This window comes from Thalassotalea atypica, assembly GCF_030295975.1.
GTDB lineage: Bacteria > Pseudomonadota > Gammaproteobacteria > Enterobacterales > Alteromonadaceae > Thalassotalea_F > Thalassotalea_F atypica.
This window is the reverse complement of the sequence record NZ_AP027364.1, coordinates 269,349-287,743: the sequence shown is the minus strand read 5'-3', so window position 1 is coordinate 287,743 and position 18,395 is coordinate 269,349. Positions and strand designations below refer to the sequence as shown.

Genomic DNA, 18,395 nt, shown 5'->3' with positions numbered 1-18,395 from the left:
GATACTGTAAACGAAAAAAGCCCTAGTCTAAAGACTAGGGCTTATTGTAGGAAGCTGACAATGTCCTACTCTCACATGGGAACTCCCACACTACCATCGGCGCTATTGCATTTCACTTCTGAGTTCGGCATGGGATCAGGTGGTTCTACAACGCTATTGTCGTCAGCTAAAAATCGTTATGGTTTAACATCGAAAACTAAGTTAAACCATAAAGACTTAAGCAAAAAGCCCGTCACATTCGTAACGGGCTTTTCATAATAGAAGCTTGACAATGTCCTACTCTCACATGGGAACTCCCACACTACCATCGGCGCTATTGCATTTCACTTCTGAGTTCGGCATGGGATCAGGTGGTTCTACAACGCTATTGTCGTCAAGCAAAAAAACTACAATCTTGAAAGCTGATGACGTGCACGAATGCACTAATACCGCAATGACATGGATGTCAGTGAGCGATGTAAATACTTATCTAAATCTAATCAGTAACACGAGTACGTGACTTTTATTCATGTCAGACACACAAAACCACTTGGGTGTTGTATGGTTAAGCCTCACGGGCAATTAGTATCAGTTAGCTCAAGGCCTCACAACCCTTACACACCTGACCTATCAACGTTGTAGTCTCCAACGACCCTTTAGGGGACTTAAAGTCCCAGTGAGAACTCATCTCAAAGCCTGCTTCCCGCTTAGATGCTTTCAGCGGTTATCAGTTCCGAACGTAGCTACCGGGCAATGCCATTGGCATGACAACCCGAACACCAGAGGTTCGTCCACTCCGGTCCTCTCGTACTAGGAGCAGCCCTCTTCAATTCTCAAACGCCCACGGCAGATAGGGACCGAACTGTCTCACGACGTTCTAAACCCAGCTCGCGTACCACTTTAAATGGCGAACAGCCATACCCTTGGGACCGACTTCAGCCCCAGGATGTGATGAGCCGACATCGAGGTGCCAAACACCGCCGTCGATATGAACTCTTGGGCGGTATCAGCCTGTTATCCCCGGAGTACCTTTTATCCGTTGAGCGATGGCCCTTCCATACAGAACCACCGGATCACTATGACCTGCTTTCGCACCTGCTCGACGTGTCTGTCTCGCAGTTAAGCTGGCTTATGCCATTGCACTAACCGTACGATGTCCGACCGTACTTAGCCAACCTTCGTGCTCCTCCGTTACTCTTTAGGAGGAGACCGCCCCAGTCAAACTACCCACCAGACAGTGTCCCCAAGCCCGATTAGGGCCCTAGGTTAGAACATCACGCATACAAGGGTGGTATTTCAAGATTGGCTCCACCACATCTAGCGACGCGGTTTCAAAGCCTCCCACCTATCCTACACATGTAGGAGCAATGTTCACTGTCAAGCTATAGTAAAGGTTCACGGGGTCTTTCCGTCTAGCCGCGGGTATACGGCATCTTAACCGCAAATTCAATTTCACTGAGTCTCGGGTGGAGACAGTGTGGCCATGATTACGCCATTCGTGCAGGTCGGAACTTACCCGACAAGGAATTTCGCTACCTTAGGACCGTTATAGTTACGGCCGCCGTTTACCGGGGCTTCGATCATGAGCTTCGCAGAGCTAACCCAATCAATTAACCTTCCGGCACCGGGCAGGCGTCACACCGTATACGTCATCTTTCGATTTTGCACAGTGCTGTGTTTTTAATAAACAGTTCCAGCCACCTGGTTACTTCGACTCTCCTGTGCTTACTCCGCAAGGGATTCACACTAGAGAGCGTACCTTCTCCCGAAGTTACGGTACTATTTTGCCTAGTTCCTTCACCCGAGTTCTCTCAAGCGCCTTAGTATTCTCTACCTAACCACCTGTGTCGGTTTGGGGTACGGTTCCTATATATCTGAAGCTTAGAAGCTTTTCCTGGAAGCATGGCATCAATGACTTCAAACCCTTGGGTTCTCGTCTCGTATCTCAGCCTTAAGAAGACCCGGATTTACCTAAGTCTTCAGCCTACATACTTTCACACGGACTACCAACGCCGTGCTCACCTAGCCTACTCCGTCCCTCCTTCGCAATATATAGAAGTACAGAAATATTAATCTGTTTCCCATCGACTACGCGTTTCCGCCTCGCCTTAGGGGCCGACTTACCCTGCCCTGATTAACATGGGACAGGAAACCTTGGTCTTTCGGCGGGGGAGTTTTTCACTCCCCTTATCGTTACTCATGTCAGCATTCGCACTTCTGATACCTCCAGCAAACCTCTCAGTTCACCTTCAACGGCTTACAGAACGCTCCCCTACCACTTAACTTAAAAGTTAAATCCGCAGCTTCGGTGCATAGTTTAGCCCCGTTACATCTTCCGCGCAGACCGACTCGACTAGTGAGCTATTACGCTTTCTTTAAAGGATGGCTGCTTCTAAGCCAACCTCCTAGCTGTCTGGGCCTTTCCACATCGTTTCCCACTTAACTATGACTTTGGGACCTTAGCTGGCGGTCTGGGTTGTTTCCCTCTTCACGACGGACGTTAGCACCCGCCGTGTGTCTCCCGGATATCACTCATCGGTATTCGGAGTTTGCAAAGGGTTGGTAAGTCGGGATGACCCCCTAGCCTTAACAGTGCTCTACCCCCGATGGTGTTCGTCCGAGGCTCTACCTAAATAGATTTCGGGGAGAACCAGCTATCTCCCGGCTTGATTAGCCTTTCACTCCGACCCACAAGTCATCACCGCATTTTTCAACATACGTGTGTTCGGTCCTCCAGTTGATGTTACTCAACCTTCAACCTGCCCATGGGTAGATCGCCGGGTTTCGGGTCTATTCCTTGCAACTAAACGCGCAGTTAACACTCGCTTTCGCTACGGCTCCCCTAATCGGTTAACCTTGCTACAAAAAATAAGTCGCTGACCCATTATACAAAAGGTACGCAGTCACCCGAAGGCTTCCACTGCTTGTACGTATGCGGTTTCAGGTTCTATTTCACTCCCCTCACAGGGGTTCTTTTCGCCTTTCCCTCACGGTACTGGTTCACTATCGGTCAGTTAGGAGTATTTAGCCTTGGAGGATGGTCCCCCCATATTCAGTCAACATTTCACGTGTGCCGACCTACTCGATTTCATGGTAAGTTTGTTTTCGTGTACGGGGCTATCACCCTGTATCGCTAAGCTTTCCAGCTTATTCCACTAACTTACAAACCACTTAAGGGCTAATTCCCGTTCGCTCGCCGCTACTAAGGAAATCTCGGTTGATTTCTTTTCCTCGGGGTACTTAGATGTTTCAGTTCTCCCGGTTCGCCTCACTTAGCTATGTATTCACTAAGTGATAGTGTCTTATGACACTGGGTTTCCCCATTCAGAAATCTGAGTCTATAACGGTTTTTATCACCTCAACTCAGCTTATCGCAGATTAACACGTCTTTCATCGCCTCTAACTGCCAAGGCATCCACCACATACGCTTAGTCACTTAACCATACAACCCTAAGTAGTCTTAGAATGTTCGGAGACTAATCCGAACTAATCGTACAGCCTGACATTTTCACGTACTCTCACATCTTTCGATGTAGATGAGTTACTTGATTTAGATTTTTTATTAACATTCTCCGAGGAGGAGAAGTTAATCAGCTTGTTCGATAAACGATAAGGTTATCTCACTCGCTGTTGGTATCTATATGTTGATGTATTGAAACGCGCGACACGTTCAACACCATATAAACACCGGGTATTTATATCAGCTTTCCAGATTGTTAAAGAGCTTCAAACTAGCGCGCATTCGGCTAATTCGTGGTTTAAAAAAACCAAATTGAAAACATCTATCAGATATCTTTAATTTGGCTTCCCTATTCTCTATGAAGAAGTAAGTGGTGGAGCTAAGCAGGATCGAACTGCTGACCTCCTGCGTGCAAGGCAGGCGCTCTCCCAGCTGAGCTATAGCCCCATCTGGGCAACACGTAGGTAGAACTTGGTAGGTCTGGGCAGACTTGAACTGCCGACCTCACCCTTATCAGGGGTGCGCTCTAACCAGCTGAGCTACAGACCTATATTTATATGTCCGAAGCTTACATGTTAGGACTTCTTCTAATTTGTTATCAGTGCAATTTGTGTGAACACTCATGAAACCCGAAGGCTTCCATTAGGCGTTTTACTTCAAGATAAGGAGGTGATCCAACCCCAGGTTCCCCTAGGGTTACCTTGTTACGACTTCACCCCAGTCATGAATCACAAAGTGGTAACCGTCCTCCCGAAGGTTAGACTAGCTACTTCTTTTGCAACCCACTCCCATGGTGTGACGGGCGGTGTGTACAAGGCCCGGGAACGTATTCACCGTAGCATTCTGATCTACGATTACTAGCGATTCCGACTTCACGGAGTCGAGTTGCAGACTCCGATCCGGACTACGACGTACTTTATGGGATTCGCTCCACCTCGCGGTCTTGCTGCCCTTTGTATACGCCATTGTAGCACGTGTGTAGCCCATCCCGTAAGGGCCATGATGACTTGACGTCGTCCCCACCTTCCTCCGGTTTATCACCGGCAGTCTCCTTAAAGTTCCCGACATAACTCGCTGGCAAATAAGGATAGGGGTTGCGCTCGTTGCGGGACTTAACCCAACATTTCACAACACGAGCTGACGACAGCCATGCAGCACCTGTCTCAGAGTTCCCGAAGGCACTAAACTATCTCTAGTAAATTCTCTGGATGTCAAGGGATGGTAAGGTTCTTCGCGTTGCATCGAATTAAACCACATGCTCCACCGCTTGTGCGGGCCCCCGTCAATTCATTTGAGTTTTAACCTTGCGGCCGTACTCCCCAGGCGGTCAACTTAGCGCGTTAGCTACGCTACCCACAGATCAAGTCTACAGACAGCTAGTTGACATCGTTTACGGCGTGGACTACCAGGGTATCTAATCCTGTTCGCTCCCCACGCTTTCGTACCTCAGCGTCAGTATTTGTCCAGGTGGCCGCCTTCGCCACTGATGTTCCTTCCAATCTCTACGCATTTCACCGCTACACTGGAAATTCCACCACCCTCTACAATACTCTAGTTTGCCAGTTCAAAATGCAGTTCCAAGGTTGAGCCCTGGGCTTTCACATCTTGCTTAACAAACCGCCTACGCACGCTTTACGCCCAGTAATTCCGATTAACGCTCGCACCCTCCGTATTACCGCGGCTGCTGGCACGGAGTTAGCCGGTGCTTCTTCTGTCGCTAACGTCACAGTACTAGTTTATTAAACTAGCACCTTTCCTCACGACTGAAAGTGCTTTACAACCCGAAGGCCTTCTTCACACACGCGGCATGGCTGCATCAGGCTTTCGCCCATTGTGCAATATTCCCCACTGCTGCCTCCCGTAGGAGTCTGGGCCGTGTCTCAGTCCCAGTGTGGCTGATCATCCTCTCAAACCAGCTAGAGATCGTCGCCTTGGTAAGCCTTTACCTTACCAACTAGCTAATCTCACTTGGGCTAATCAAATGGCGAGAGGTCCGAAGATCCCCCCCTTTGGTCCGTAGACATTATGCGGTATTAGCAGTCGTTTCCAACTGTTGTCCCCCACCATAAGGCATATTCCCAAGCATTACTCACCCGTCCGCCGCTCGACGCCAAAGTAGCAAGCTACTTTTCGTTTCCGCTCGACTTGCATGTGTTAAGCCTGCCGCCAGCGTTCAATCTGAGCCATGATCAAACTCTTCAATTAAAATCGTTTGTGCATCATAAGATGCGGCTCAATGAATTCTGTACATTTAAAACATATGTTCTTATAACCCGAAGGTCATAAGTAGTTTTGCGTGAACTTCATCATTAAGCTGTTTTTTTGTCCCGAAGGACTATGTAAAATCAACACTAATGTGAGTGCTCACACAAATTGCATGATAACTAATTGTTAAAGAACAATGCCTCGATGAGACATTAAAAGTTAAATCGCATTCGTTTAACTTCCTGCTTCTGGCTATTCAACCGTGAGGCTGATGGCTCGTTGAAGCGGATGCGCATTTTACGCCTCCTGATTTCAATGTCAACAAGTTTTTAAAACTTATTTTTTGAAGCGTTTATCTTAACTTTCGTTTAGTTAAACATTCCAAAGTTTGAAACCAACCTCTTGGGCTTGTCCCGAAGAAGTGGAGCGCATTTTAGGGATTTCTGGGAAAGGATCAAGCTTTATTTTAAATTAATTGATTGTTCGCTTACTTAATGTACAAAGCAAGGGTTACAGATTATTTAATAGACGATCTTATTGAAGATCATTGTATAAAAACACAGGAGAGTTTTTATTTAGTTTAATTTATAGTCATGAGTCGGTCCATTAGCTGTTAACCAGAATGAACCTTCTAAATTTGAATAATAATAATGAGATTTTTTACTATGCGCGTTCTTGTCGTATTGGCTATTTTAGCCCTGCTATCTTACCCGGCTTTAGGCCAGTCTTTTATTAAAGATAAACAAAAGCGCATTATTGCTGGATTCATTGCTCAGCAAGTCAAGATGAATCACAGTATAGGCAGGGCTGTAAATGCAATGCTAAGAAGGTACCCTGAACGAGTAGATATTGTTGTTCCTATCGCGTTAGAGCTCTACCCTGATAAATACAATCAAATAATTACCAGTGCTATTCAGGCCGAACCTGCTTTAAGTTGTGATGTTATCACCGCAGCAATCAACTCTAAGCTTGTTCCAATCGAGGAAGCAATCGCTATTGCGATAGAGACAGAACCTGCTTATACAAAAGAAATCATTGAAGTTGCAATTAAGGCAAACCCTGAGAATATTCAAGAAATTGTCCGAATAGCTATAAAGGCAGATCCATTAGATAAGACAGAAATGGTCGAAAATACAATGACAATGTTTCCAAAACAGATGTTGACTATCTTAATAGGGGCGATTGACGCTATACCAAGTAAAGTTTCAAGTTTTGTAAATTCAGCACTTAGTTTATTTCCTGATGATGCCGAGCAGGTGGTGTTCACCGCGGTTAATTCAAGCCAAAGCACTCACACTCGCAACATTATCGATGTTGCGGTTCAAAACGGACTAAAAGAAAGCGACGCTATCAACGCAGCACTCGCTGGCGGTGCAAAACCAGAAGACATTGTAAAACGTTAAGATACATCAAATTGTTGCCTCTTAAATAATTGTACTAGACAATTTTCGCGTTATGGTTAAGATCTGCGCTCCCTAAAATAGAGGCAATATCATGTTTAGTCATATCCATCCTGACCGCTATGAGCATCAACTTTCTGAAAAACAAGAAGAAATGTCTGCTCTTTTTTACAATTTCGATATTAAGGATATGGATCTCTATCGATCTGAGCCGTTAAACTACCGCCTCAGAGCAGAATTTAGAGTTTGGCATGAAGGTGATGATCTTTATTACATCATGTTTGATAGTGAGACTAAACAAAAGTTTAGGGTAGACCAATTCCCTGCTGCAAGTATTCTGATTAATAACGCCATGACAACTTTAATCGACCAAATTAGGGATAACGAAGTTTTACGTCGAAAATTATTCCAAGTTGATTTTTTAAGTACCTTAAGTGGCGAGTTGTTGATCAGCATGTTATATCACAAACAATTGGATGAGCAGTGGAATAAACAAGCAGAGGTTCTCCTGCAGCATTTCAACAAAATTAATCCAACTAACATTATAGGAAGAGCACGTAAGCAAAAAGTTGTTTTAGGCAAAGAATATGTCACTGAATCGCTTACTGTAGGAAATGACACCTATAAATACCAACAAGTAGAGAACAGCTTTACCCAACCAAACGGCGGTGTAAATCAACAGATGTTGTTGTGGGCAAAACAGGCAACAGCAGGCAAAGGGGGTGACTTAATTGAACTCTATTGTGGCAACGGCAACTTCAGTGTGGCACTGGCTGAAAATTTTGATCGTGTATTAGGGACAGAAATTTCCAAAAGTTCAGTGCATTCAGCGCAGTATAATATCAAGCTTAATCAAATTGAAAACTTACATATTGTGCGTATGGCCAGTGAGGAATTTAGCCAGGCTATGAACGGCGAACGAAATTTCAGACGTCTAGAAGGGTTTGATTTAACAAGCTATAACTATGATACCGTGCTGGTCGATCCGCCACGCGCTGGCCTTGATCCTGATAGTGTTGAGCTCGTGAGCCGCTTCAATCAAATTATTTATATTTCATGTAATCCAAATACGTTGAAAGATAATCTATCAGAGCTTGTCAAAACGCATGCTATCGAGAAATTTGCCTTATTCGATCAATTTCCCTACACACATCACATAGAGTGCGGGGTTATTCTCACCAAGAAAAAGTAGTCTATAGCTGGTTTTTTTGACGAACACTCAGTTCAACTGCGCCACGGGCAATGAAGCGTAATTGCTGAATTGTCCTTAGTGCGAGCCCTTCACACTCACTCTTGTTACTATCTAAAGCATCCGCTCCGGCACTAAACACAATAGTGACTGCTGCATCAGCTTGAAGATAAGCTACTTCTCTGTCTAACTTGTTGGCTTTTTCTAAGTAATCACACAATTCCATAGTGAAATATCGAATTTCTCGATTAACAGCCGCTCTGAATTGCTCCGACGTACCTGAGCGCTCGCGCAACAATAAGCGAAAAATATTGCCGTTGCTTTCAATAAACTCCATAAAGGTGTGCACAGATATTTGAATTACCGAGCCACCTTTTTCAATTCTTTGTCTAGCTTGTCGCATGAGTTGGCGCAGGGTTAGTCCCGCCTCATCAACTAAGGTTAAACCGAGCTCATCCATATCGGTAAAATGGCGATAAAAAGATGTTGGTGCTAGTCCTGCCTCTTTTGCCACTTCACGTAAACTCAAACTAGAAAAACTTCGCTCAGCACTTAACTGACCCAATGCAGCATCTATAAGTTGTCGTCTTGTCTTTTCTTTTTGCTGTGCTCTGATACCGCTCATTTCTAGTTCATGATAATTAGGTGATGACCTATAATAGTGAATTTAGTCACAAATGTCAGCGAAGTTGCTTTTGCTAATAAAATGTCATTAATACGCTCTTGACTCATTCAGGAACAAGACTAAAATAGTGTACAGTTGTACGCTCAAATTAGAAAATGAAAATAAATGAAAAAGCCTCCTATTATTTGGTTAAACGTGTCAGTGTTTTTAGTCACCTTCCTATTTGCTGCAATAGCGGTACCCTATCGTGCATTCACGCATGGATTTGACGGTGCAGAAATTACCATGGCAATTATCTGCTTCATATACTGTGGCATGTCAATAACCGCAGGCTATCACCGCCTTTGGTCACATCGTACCTATCAGGCCCATTGGAGTTTAAGATTGATCTTTGCATTAGGTGGTGCATTTGCATTACAAAACAGTATTTTGCATTGGTCATCCGATCATCGAGTCCATCACAAACACGTTGATAACAACGATGTTGACCCCTATTCTGCAAAACGTGGATTTTGGTATTCTCACATTGGCTGGATGTTGCGTGAGTATCAGGCTCATCGCTATACTGACTATGCTAACTGTCGTGATTTAGAAAAAGATGCCATAGTCATGTGGCAACATAAGCATTATTTATTATTAACCATCTTGATGAACTTTGGTGTACCACTGCTGTTTGGCCTTATTCATGGTGACATCATCAGTAGCCTATTGTTGGTTGGTTTCATGCGATTAGTGTTAAGTCATCACACGACATTTTTCATTAATTCATTAGCCCATATTTGGGGTAAGCAAACTTACACGGATAAGAATACCGCGCGGGATAACCCATTTCTGGCTTTTTTCACATTTGGCGAAGGCTATCATAATTTCCATCATATCTTTGAAAATGACTATCGAAATGGTATTCGTTGGTGGGACTTTGATCCAACAAAATGGTTAATAAAAGGATGTAATTATTTAAGGTTAACAACAAAACTGAGAGTTAGCCCAGAAGATAAAATAGAAAAAGCTAAATTATCGATGACACTTAAGCGCAGTCAGCTTCGTTTGGAATCTCACCCTCAAGCAGAAGAAATGTTGGCGAAATTGCAGCATGAATATGATGCATTAATGGCTAAGTTCAACGAATTTTATGCCTTGAGAAAGCAATTAATGATCAATAAGAAAGAAAAATTGGTCAGTGATGTTGAAAATTCTGAGCTACTCAAGCAAATCAAAGAATTGAAAACAAGCTTTATTGAGCAAAAAAGACATTGGCACATTTTCAATGCTCAATTCGCTTAAGGTCTGTTGATAAAAATCAAAGAATAGATTCACCCTCTTCAGTTTTACCTAGTTACCTTATCTTTAAATCCTGTTAAAATTTTAAAAAACAGGATTTAAAGGTATTACTTTGTCTGATAAAAAAAACTCTACCGAAAAATCACCGACACATTTTGATTATGATGCCATTATCATAGGCACAGGCCCAGGTGGAGAAGGGGCTGCAATGAATTTATCAAAACAGCATAAAAGTGTCGCTATTATTGAACGATACGAGCAAGTCGGTGGAGGTTGTACACATTGGGGAACCATTCCTTCGAAAGCACTCAGACAATCCGTTAGTCAACTAATTGAATACAATTCCAATCCACTATTTAACGCGAGTACACACGCAAAGCAGCTAACCTTTCAGGATATTCTTAAACACGCGTCAGCGGTGATTAGTAAACAAGTCAATTTAAGAAGCGGTTTTTATAATCGTAACGGCGTTGAACATTATCTTGGTGAAGCTTCTTTTGTCGACCTACACACCGTGCGTGTTCTAAAAAAAGACGGCTCTATTGAGCAAATTACCGCCAAGCAGATTGTTATTGCAACGGGGTCTCGCCCATATCATCCATCAGATATCGATTTTAATCATCCGCGTATCTATGATTCAGACAGTATTTTACAATTAGCCCACGCACCAAGACATGTCATTATCTACGGTGCTGGTGTCATTGGTAGTGAATATGCGTCAATTTTTAGAGGCCTAGGGGTAAAAGTAGATCTAATCAATACTCGCGATCGATTATTATCATTTCTTGATGATGAAATGTCAGACTCATTAAGTTATCACCTGTGGAATAATGGTGTCGTTATTCGCCACGGCGAACAAATTGAACGTGTTGAAGCATTGGACGATGCGGTTATTGTTCATTTAGAGTCAGGTAAGAAAATGAAAACTGATTGCCTATTATGGGCAAACGGACGTACCGGTAATACTGCCAATCTTGAATTGGATGCAGCAGGGTTAAAGGCTGACGGTCGAGGACAACTCAAAGTAAACAGTTCTTACCAAACCGAAGTTGAAAGCATCTACGCTGTTGGCGATGTAATTGGTTATCCAAGTCTTGCCAGTGCAGCGTTTGATCAAGGACGAATTTGTGCCAACGCTATGATTAATGGCCAAAACAATACCAAACTGATTGCTGATATTCCTACAGGTATCTATACCATCCCAGAAATTAGTTCGGTAGGTAAAACAGAACAAGAGCTTACCGAAGCAAAAATTCCCTATGAAGTTGGCCGTGCTCAGTTTAAACACCTCGCGAGGGCTCAAATATCAAATAACTTAGTTGGCTCACTGAAAATACTATTTCATCGAGAAACTAAAGAAATATTGGGTATTCACTGTTTTGGCGAAAATGCAGCCGAGATCATTCACATAGGTCAAGCTATTATGCAACAAGAAAATGGCGGCAATACCATTGAGTATTTTGTAGAAACAACTTTTAACTACCCCACCATGGCTGAAGCATTTCGTGTTGCGGCGCTTAATGGTTTAAATCGGTTATTTTAATGATGAAATATTTACTTAGTTTATTCATTTGTACTCTGTCTTTAATAAGCTTTGCCGGCGCGGCAGCAGACAGTTATAACGTTTATTTGGCCCGACACGCTGAAAAGCAAAGAGATAGTGATGACCCTCGCCTTACAAGATGTGGGACATTTAGAGCAAATCAGCTAGCAGACATCTTTAGAAACGTTGAATTAACCACGATTTACAGCACTAGTTACCAACGGACAATGGAAACTGCGGCTCCAACAGCACAGGCCAAAAAATTGGGTATAAAACAATATGCTCCCGGAGGGTTGGAACAATTAGTAAGAGTGATTAAACAAAATAAACAAGACGTTTTAGTGATAGGACACAGTAACACAACACCACAACTAGCCAGCCTAATGATTGGTAAGCCTGTCGCAAAAATGGATGAGAGTGAATATCAACACCTCTTTCTAATACAGTTTCACGGCGACAAAGCTAAATTAATCAAACTTACGCAACCACTTGACTGTACCAAATTTTAGCATATCAAACTGGCTGTTCTTAGACGTTTATATGCGCATTAAAAGAATAAAAAATTGGAATCAGAAATGCTTAGGTTGGTACGCTAAAATCAAATATATAGAACAATAGTTAATGCGTTGGTTGGCTTGTAGAACGGCCAGCCTTTATCAATTGTACCTTGGTGATCTTATATACTTGGCCCCATTGCTGTATAGTCATCATGTCCTTAATGTAATGGCCTTGAAATTGAATGATAGCGCCATGCTGCTTATATTTTTTGTTTAGGTTCATCGGCAGAAGTTTATCGCCATTATCTGCGATCAACCCATAGAATCCACCCTCCAAATTAAAAAAGCGAACTTCACCTTTTCTCCACATAGTTTTCACTTCTCCATTGACCACTGACTGAATCTCTCCCTTTACAAGCTCCAAAGAATTGGTTTGAGTATCGTATGAATTACAGCCCCAAAGTGCTAACAATAGAACAGGTACAATAGTGACGATTTGTTTCATAATGGCTTTCTTAATTTACTCGAAAAAGTATGAAGTACTAAGCGGTCAATTCAAATTGAAACTTAGGACTTTGATCATAGGCTTGATTAATATTCGCATAATATGTCTCAATCCGCGTTGCTCGTTGCGCAATTTCTTCATTACGCGTTGGAGAAATTTGTTCTTGAGAGGACAACGTCTGTCCAATAAATTGGTCAAATTCGTTAGAAGAATTTTCACTCTCTATTGTATCCCCAGCATCGGCCCTAAAAATATCTGTGTTGCCGGTATAGCGAACACCTTCTGCACTATCAACCGAATTTTCTGACTCAGTTGATGCAACACTTTGCAATGACTGCTGTGCTTGCAAGATGATCGCTTGCGCTGATGCGGCGACTTTAGTGTCTTGGATTGACGGATTTGCAGGAGCTAAGGCAGCAGTTCTCACCTTTTGCATTTTTGCTATGGTAGCTCTTGGATTACCTTCGATTGGTGAAAGGTCTACAGACACTTCGCCTGTAACAGCATATTTTTTACCATCTGGTCCTACTTCATACCCATACGTTGGTGAACTGGTGTACGCACCGCCTGCAGCGTCGTGGGCTTGTTCATGAGAACGAACTTCTTGATCGCGCTTTTGTAGCTGACGAATCTCTTGCTGCTCTCTAAATACTTCAACACTATCCTCTTCACCATTCTGCTCTTTTTGCTCTGCATTTTTCGCTTGATCTTGGTCAGCAGATTGAGAGTTACCTCGTTCATGGTCATTCGCGTCATTAATGGTGGAATTTTCTTTTTCAGCATTTTCCTGAATTGCCGAAAAGTCAATTTGTTCGTTATTCTGTGCAGGGGTACGTCCCCGCTCCCGATCTGAAGCAACTCCTTTCTCAGCCGCTGACTGATGGGTAGGTGTTGGTTGAGAGATGATTTCTCGTTGAGAATTTTCACGACGCAGGTTATCTGTAGGCGGATTGACTACAGTGGCTAATGGTGATGTTGCCGTTTGCGTTGTAATATTCACATCAATTTCCAACTAACACAATTAAGCTTAAGCCGTTACATCAATTAACGTACCAAGCACTTCATCAGCCGTTTGAACGACTTCAGCCGAAGCCTTTGCTTGGAACTCTGCTACTTTAAGATCAACTATTTCCTGATTCAAGTCGATTACATCCCCAGCATCCCGATTTTGTACTTGAGGTTCACTATTAATTTGTTGTTCAGGTGAAAAACTTTCAGCGGCTTCTGTTCGAGTCGTTTCTTGAACTATATTTGTAGCGGCCTCATTGGCACGCTCGGTGGCATTTTGAAAGCCTTGAAGGCCAGCATTAAAAGCAGATTGAATTTCCATAAATTCTCCTAACTGTCTCATTTAAATGCGCTTTTAGCACAGCGCATAATCAACAGTTTTTCAACAGGTACAACATGCTTAATTATCAACCAAAATCGAATAAAAATCAACCAATCATTGCTGCCCTTTACTCATTAAAACGATTGTCTAGCCATTGAGAGAGCTGTGTAATAAACGCTGACTGATGTGATATGAACGGTGCATGAGAAGCCTTATCAAAAGCGACCCAGTCACTTTCAGGAGCCAATTCGTTAACGAGTGCTGCGGTTTCTATCGGTACCAAACTGTCTAGCTTACCGTATATTCGCAAAAATGGCTGAGTGATATCTGCCAATGACGTTCGTATATCAACTGTGTCGAGCAGATCAAGTCCAGATTTTAACGCCGAACGCACTGGTATAGGATAAGCCATGACCAAACGTTGAAGTTCTTTTAGGTCTTGACGAATATGAGGGCTACCCATTGCTTGAATCTTTAAAAAGTTCTTTAACGTTTGCTCAATATCTTTACTTAATTGCTGATAAAAAACCGTCAAGTATTCCGGTTTTATACCAGGCCAATGCTCTTGTTGCTTAAAGCAGGGACTGCTCGCCACGGTTATCAGACCTTGGCATTGTGTTTGATGATGTAGCGCTATTTCAGTCGCAAATAAGCCACCTAAACTCCACCCCAAATAAATCGCTGGCTTATCAACAGCTGAAACAATTTGCTCACCTATAGTTTTCAAGTCAAATGGCTGACTGACGTACTCGTGATTAATACCAAAACCCGGCAGATCAACGGTGATTATTTCATACTTATGCTTGATTTTATCGATGACGGGTTGCCATACACCGGAATTTAATCCCCATCCATGGAGAAATACGATTGGTTGACCCTGTCCATAAATAGAAGTTTTAAGTTTTTGTGCCATAGTTAATCTGTGTGCAACATGTGTTATTAACGTTTGTCGCGACAGTGTACCCAAAGGACGATATGAATGGAATTGAACCATGGAAAGGTTTGATCTTCGAGGCTTGCTCTATCGCAAAAATCGATTACTCAATAATATAACTAGCTCAGTATACCAATTAAGAATGCAGCTAAGCCAATGCATCATCTGTCACGGTAGCAGTGATGTGCATCCTCAAATTTGTACCTATTGTTTAGCCAACTTACCCTTTTTCAGTATCGAAAAAGTCGGTGGTGATTTATTGAATTGGCCCGCTATGAATAACTTATTCAAAAAGCGACATTTTGATCGTTTGATCAGTGTTACTCCATATGCATGGCCTATGTCACATTGGATTAATCAATTCAAATATCAAAGACGTCATGACTATGCTTCACTACTAGGCTTTGTACTTCAATATCAGTGGCATAGAGCTAATGAGGAGTTATATGATTGCTCTGATATTGTTATAAGTGTTCCCACCCATCAACGTAAATGGCAACTACGTGGATTCAACCAAGCCCATTTATTAGCTGAGGCATTTAGTAAATACCATCAAATTTCCTATCAAGACAACTTATTAAGGCGCGTAAAGTATGAACAAGCTCAGGTTGGACAATCGGGGACACAACGACGAAAAAGTGTCGCTGGAAATTTCGCTTTAAGCGATCGCGATCAAATCGCGGGAAAGAAAGTATTACTCATTGACGATGTTATTACAACTGGCGCAACCATCAATGAAATCAGTCGCTTGTTAAAATCTAACTATGTGAAAAATGTCACCGTATTAACACTTTGCGTCAGCATTGATAAATGCTGACGCAAAAAATCGATGAACTACTCTTTAGTGGTAACACTGAACGCTTTATCAAAGAAGATAGCATTGGCGAGTATTTTTGCACTGCCATACCAATACCCTCTAAATGCCAAGTTTTCACTGGTTGCGATTACTCGCCCTTTACCTAAATTGTGGGCCACGATGGCAGCGTTATGCGCAATACGATTGACCAGATTCTGATCGGTATAACCACTTAGTAACGGATCAGGTAAGTATTTCGCCACGGCAACAAATGGTTCAGCAGGGCTGTCGATAATAATCGTACTGTTTCTAAACATTGGTAATATTGAGCGATCATATCCGTAAGCTAGAGGGTGGCTCAGGTCTAACTCTGTAGCGAAGATTGCACCTGCGATCCTTTTACGCCCTGCCAGTTTTTCTTTATCCTGATATCGTAGTCCATCTGTATCAAATAATGTATCGAGTTGCTGCTTAGAAGCTACTTTAGCATTGAGAATATTATGCTTAACCAAATAACCCACCGCCTTTTTCTGCGCAATCACCGTGCCGCCATTTTTAACCCAATGGCTCAGCTTATCGGTTACTTTCTCAGGCATTGAGCCATACTGACCATTAACAAGGACAATATGAGTGTAATCAGCCAAATCAATTTGCATAAACCGTTGTGGTTCAACAATAGATACAGGAATTGATAGCTGATTATCGAGATAGTATCGCACTTCACCCGCTTCATATTGTGAAACAGAATTGCCCCCAAGCATCAACACCTTTCGAGGCTCAATCGGTCTGAATGAACTACTACCCAAATCAATACCATTAATCGTCAGCCCTGTTGTTAATGCATAACTTGGGATTTGATTTTTATTACTGGCTTGCTCAAGCAGCACACGCCACTCATCAGTATTTTGAGTGCCCGCTAAGACTACTAGGGTCCCCGGCTTAAAGTCTTTTTTATTACCCTTAACGATGCTACTAAACGCTTTATTGGCAACTTTTACTTTAACCCCTTGGCTAATTAGCTCATTTAACAATTTTGGCGCTAAAAAGTGTTGCCACTCAATGGCATAGGCGTAAGCGCCACCAGTAAATTCTTGTTTTTGTTTCGCCTTAGGCTGCCAAGCCTGTTCAGCTAATTTTAGGCCCCAAGCTCGGTTCACTGCAGCGAATTCAATGTTCATTGCTAGTGGTATTGTCCAACCTGAGACATCATAAAAAGTATTGTCTTCGAAGTTTTTCTGGGTTGAGAATATCGCTTGAATCAATCTAAATTGCGGTTGATTCAATGGAATGAAAAAACTATTTTGTTGTGCATACAATTTTGAATTTAAACGAAAGTCACTCGCTAGAGGGAACACATCAATTTGATGTTGGTCCAATTTATCCAAGAACGCATTCAGGCGATACAGGTCTTTAGATTCATAAACAATATAGCCCCGAATTTTTTCTTTTTTAGCTAACTCCTCAACGTCTTGGTAGAAGCTTTGACGATATTTTCTCAATACATTGCGCTCAACCCAAGTGCCCTTGATGGTTGATAATGACGTTAGTACATGATTTTTTATGCCATATTCAAACGTCAGTAGGCCATTAACTGTATCTTGTTGTTGGCCACGACTACTGGCTTGCTCAAACAAAATGCCAACAGAGCCGTTAACATCAGGATAAGTTGATCCTTTGCCATAATAAAAATCATCAAAGCTTTCTTCGCTGTAATATAACCGTTCATTGGCATCCAGCGCTTTGGCATGAAACTTAGCCAAATCTTGCGTCAACTTTGTGTTTTCTTTAGGGGTCAATGGATGAGTACGTGAAGGAATACCTGGTTGGAAAAAGTAAGTGCCATTGGCACCCATTTCATGAAAATCGCCTAGAACATTAGGCTGGTACTGATGAAAATACTTCAGTCGATTTTGACTTTCTTGTTGCGATAGTAATAACCAGTCACGGTTTAAATCAAACCAAAAATGGTTAGTACGCCCTGAAGGCCAATGCTGGTGGTGTTCTATGTGGTTAGGATCAGGGTTTGCTGTCATGCCTTTAAATGTATTGGCCCAGTTAGCAAAACGATCCATACCATCTGGATTGATGCTAGGTTCAATGACTATGATGGTTTCTTTCAACATTTGCTCAATAGATTTATCTTGGCTTGCCGCGAGATGATAGGCAACGATAAGCGCGGCATGAGCGCCACTGATCTCATCACCATGCACGCTATACCCTAGCCAAACTACAACAGGATCGTTGCCTGCACGATAAGATTTTTTATCTCTGTCCGCTAAAATAGTGTCTAGGTTAGCTAAATTTTCAGGGCTTGAAATAGTTAACAGTAGCTGTGTCCGTTGCTGATAGGTTTTACCCATTTCAGTTAATTTAATGCGATTTGATTGCGACGCTAAATGAGAAAGATAACCTACTAATTGATCGTGTCTTAGGTGCTGCTCTCCTATCTCGCTGCCGATAAAAGCGCTCGGTTTGAGTAATTCAGCAGTATAAGAATGATTTTCAGGCAAGTAATAAGATAAAGGTGCAGAGGTAGTGACCGATGAGAAAAAAGCACTCGATATCAATACGAATGCGACTAAAAATATATTTTGCCTAAAAAACATGTCATTGCCCTAAATTAATCGTAAGTAGTAAAAATAACAAAGGCG

12 protein-coding genes, 2 tRNA genes and 4 rRNA genes are annotated in these 18,395 nt (G+C 42.5%); 6 read left to right on the top strand and 12 right to left on the bottom strand.

Translation table 11 applies throughout. The annotated features are described in order from the left end of the window. Nucleotides 1-52: 52 nt before the first annotated feature. The 6 genes from rrf (QUE03_RS01275) to QUE03_RS01250 all read right to left on the bottom strand — a co-directional run bounded on the left by rrf (QUE03_RS01275) (nucleotide 53) and on the right by QUE03_RS01250 (nucleotide 5,644). Nucleotides 53-167: ribosomal RNA gene (gene rrf, locus QUE03_RS01275) — 5S ribosomal RNA — on the bottom strand. A 96-nt stretch (nucleotides 168-263) separates the two neighbouring features. Continuing rightward, nucleotides 264-378: ribosomal RNA gene (gene rrf / locus QUE03_RS01270) — 5S ribosomal RNA — on the bottom strand. A 162-nt stretch (nucleotides 379-540) separates the two neighbouring features. Next, nucleotides 541-3,421: ribosomal RNA gene (locus QUE03_RS01265) — 23S ribosomal RNA — on the bottom strand. Between the two features lie 389 nt (nucleotides 3,422-3,810). After that, nucleotides 3,811-3,886, bottom strand: a tRNA-Ala gene (locus QUE03_RS01260). Nucleotides 3,887-3,911: 25 nt separating this feature from the next. Continuing rightward, nucleotides 3,912-3,988, bottom strand: a tRNA-Ile gene (locus tag QUE03_RS01255). 113 nt (nucleotides 3,989-4,101) lie between these two features. Further along, nucleotides 4,102-5,644, bottom strand: a 16S ribosomal RNA gene (locus QUE03_RS01250). Together the 16S, 23S and 5S rRNA genes with 2 tRNA genes alongside form the textbook arrangement of a ribosomal RNA operon. A gap of 665 nt (nucleotides 5,645-6,309) precedes the next feature. On the opposite strand from QUE03_RS01250, the gene QUE03_RS01245 reads away from it, so the two are divergent. Continuing rightward, nucleotides 6,310-7,047 carry a hypothetical protein gene (locus QUE03_RS01245; protein ID WP_286264295.1) on the top strand — a complete coding sequence of 246 codons (738 nt, stop codon included), beginning with the start codon at nucleotides 6,310-6,312 and terminating at the stop codon, nucleotides 7,045-7,047. Nucleotides 7,048-7,138: 91 nt separating this feature from the next. Continuing rightward, the gene (gene trmA, locus QUE03_RS01240) at nucleotides 7,139-8,236 is read left to right on the top strand and encodes a tRNA (uridine(54)-C5)-methyltransferase TrmA (protein ID WP_286264293.1); all 1,098 of its coding nucleotides are present in this window, start codon (nucleotides 7,139-7,141) and stop codon (nucleotides 8,234-8,236) included. A gap of 1 nt (nucleotide 8,237) precedes the next feature. Here the strand turns inward: trmA and fabR are convergent, their stop codons facing one another. Then, entirely contained in the window at nucleotides 8,238-8,858 is a 621-nt protein-coding gene (fabR, locus tag QUE03_RS01235) for an HTH-type transcriptional repressor FabR (protein ID WP_286264291.1), read from the bottom strand. A 165-nt stretch (nucleotides 8,859-9,023) separates the two neighbouring features. Between fabR and QUE03_RS01230 the strand changes: the two genes are divergently transcribed. From QUE03_RS01230 to QUE03_RS01220, 3 genes are all read left to right on the top strand, one after another. Then, nucleotides 9,024-10,142 carry an acyl-CoA desaturase gene (locus QUE03_RS01230; protein ID WP_286264289.1) on the top strand — a complete coding sequence of 373 codons (1,119 nt, stop codon included), beginning with the start codon at nucleotides 9,024-9,026 and terminating at the stop codon, nucleotides 10,140-10,142. A gap of 109 nt (nucleotides 10,143-10,251) precedes the next feature. Continuing rightward, the gene (gene sthA / locus QUE03_RS01225) at nucleotides 10,252-11,682 is read left to right on the top strand and encodes a Si-specific NAD(P)(+) transhydrogenase (RefSeq protein WP_286264287.1); all 1,431 of its coding nucleotides are present in this window, start codon (nucleotides 10,252-10,254) and stop codon (nucleotides 11,680-11,682) included. After that, a complete protein-coding gene (locus QUE03_RS01220; protein WP_286264283.1) occupies nucleotides 11,682-12,191 on the top strand; it encodes a SixA phosphatase family protein in 510 nt (169 codons plus the stop codon). Before sthA ends, QUE03_RS01220 begins: the two co-directional genes overlap by 1 nt. 109 nt (nucleotides 12,192-12,300) lie before the next feature. Here the strand turns inward: QUE03_RS01220 and QUE03_RS01215 are convergent, their stop codons facing one another. The 4 genes from QUE03_RS01215 to bioH form a co-directional block, all read right to left on the bottom strand. Beyond that, complete coding sequence (locus tag QUE03_RS01215; protein ID WP_286264281.1) at nucleotides 12,301-12,684, bottom strand: hypothetical protein; 384 nt, start codon at nucleotides 12,682-12,684, stop codon at nucleotides 12,301-12,303. A gap of 37 nt (nucleotides 12,685-12,721) precedes the next feature. Next, nucleotides 12,722-13,684 carry a putative metalloprotease CJM1_0395 family protein gene (locus tag QUE03_RS01210; RefSeq protein ID WP_286264279.1) on the bottom strand — a complete coding sequence of 321 codons (963 nt, stop codon included), beginning with the start codon at nucleotides 13,682-13,684 and terminating at the stop codon, nucleotides 12,722-12,724. Between the two features lie 27 nt (nucleotides 13,685-13,711). Beyond that, nucleotides 13,712-14,014, bottom strand: a complete 303-nt coding sequence (locus QUE03_RS01205; RefSeq protein ID WP_286264276.1) for a hypothetical protein — start codon at nucleotides 14,012-14,014, stop codon at nucleotides 13,712-13,714. A gap of 127 nt (nucleotides 14,015-14,141) precedes the next feature. Beyond that, nucleotides 14,142-14,927 (bottom strand): pimeloyl-ACP methyl ester esterase BioH, encoded by a 786-nt coding sequence (gene bioH, locus QUE03_RS01200; protein WP_286264274.1) that lies wholly within the window; start codon nucleotides 14,925-14,927, stop codon nucleotides 14,142-14,144. A gap of 79 nt (nucleotides 14,928-15,006) precedes the next feature. On the opposite strand from bioH, the gene QUE03_RS01195 reads away from it, so the two are divergent. Beyond that, complete coding sequence (locus tag QUE03_RS01195) at nucleotides 15,007-15,765, top strand: ComF family protein (RefSeq protein ID WP_286264272.1); 759 nt, start codon at nucleotides 15,007-15,009, stop codon at nucleotides 15,763-15,765. Nucleotides 15,766-15,782: 17 nt separating this feature from the next. Here QUE03_RS01195 and QUE03_RS01190 read toward each other — a convergent pair whose 3' ends face one another. Next, nucleotides 15,783-18,350, bottom strand: coding sequence for a M14 family zinc carboxypeptidase (locus QUE03_RS01190; RefSeq protein WP_286264269.1), 2,568 nt, complete (start codon nucleotides 18,348-18,350; stop codon nucleotides 15,783-15,785). Nucleotides 18,351-18,395 lie beyond the last annotated feature (45 nt).

Bases quoted from the DNA above. Each gene is read 5' to 3' on its own strand.
- QUE03_RS01245 (WP_286264295.1), top strand. From the start codon at position 6,310: ATGCGCGTTCTTGTCGTATTGGCTATTTTAGCCCTGCTATCTTACCCG.
- trmA (WP_286264293.1), top strand. From the start codon at position 7,139: ATGTTTAGTCATATCCATCCTGACCGCTATGAGCATCAACTTTCTGAA.
- fabR (WP_286264291.1), bottom strand. From the start codon at position 8,858: ATGAGCGGTATCAGAGCACAGCAAAAAGAAAAGACAAGACGACAACTT.
- QUE03_RS01230 (WP_286264289.1), top strand. From the start codon at position 9,024: ATGAAAAAGCCTCCTATTATTTGGTTAAACGTGTCAGTGTTTTTAGTC.
- QUE03_RS01220 (WP_286264283.1), top strand. From the start codon at position 11,682: ATGATGAAATATTTACTTAGTTTATTCATTTGTACTCTGTCTTTAATA.
- QUE03_RS01215 (WP_286264281.1), bottom strand. From the start codon at position 12,684: ATGAAACAAATCGTCACTATTGTACCTGTTCTATTGTTAGCACTTTGG.
- QUE03_RS01205 (WP_286264276.1), bottom strand. From the start codon at position 14,014: ATGGAAATTCAATCTGCTTTTAATGCTGGCCTTCAAGGCTTTCAAAAT.
- bioH (WP_286264274.1), bottom strand. From the start codon at position 14,927: ATGGCACAAAAACTTAAAACTTCTATTTATGGACAGGGTCAACCAATC.
- QUE03_RS01195 (WP_286264272.1), top strand. From the start codon at position 15,007: ATGGAAAGGTTTGATCTTCGAGGCTTGCTCTATCGCAAAAATCGATTA.
- QUE03_RS01190 (WP_286264269.1), bottom strand. From the start codon at position 18,350: ATGTTTTTTAGGCAAAATATATTTTTAGTCGCATTCGTATTGATATCG.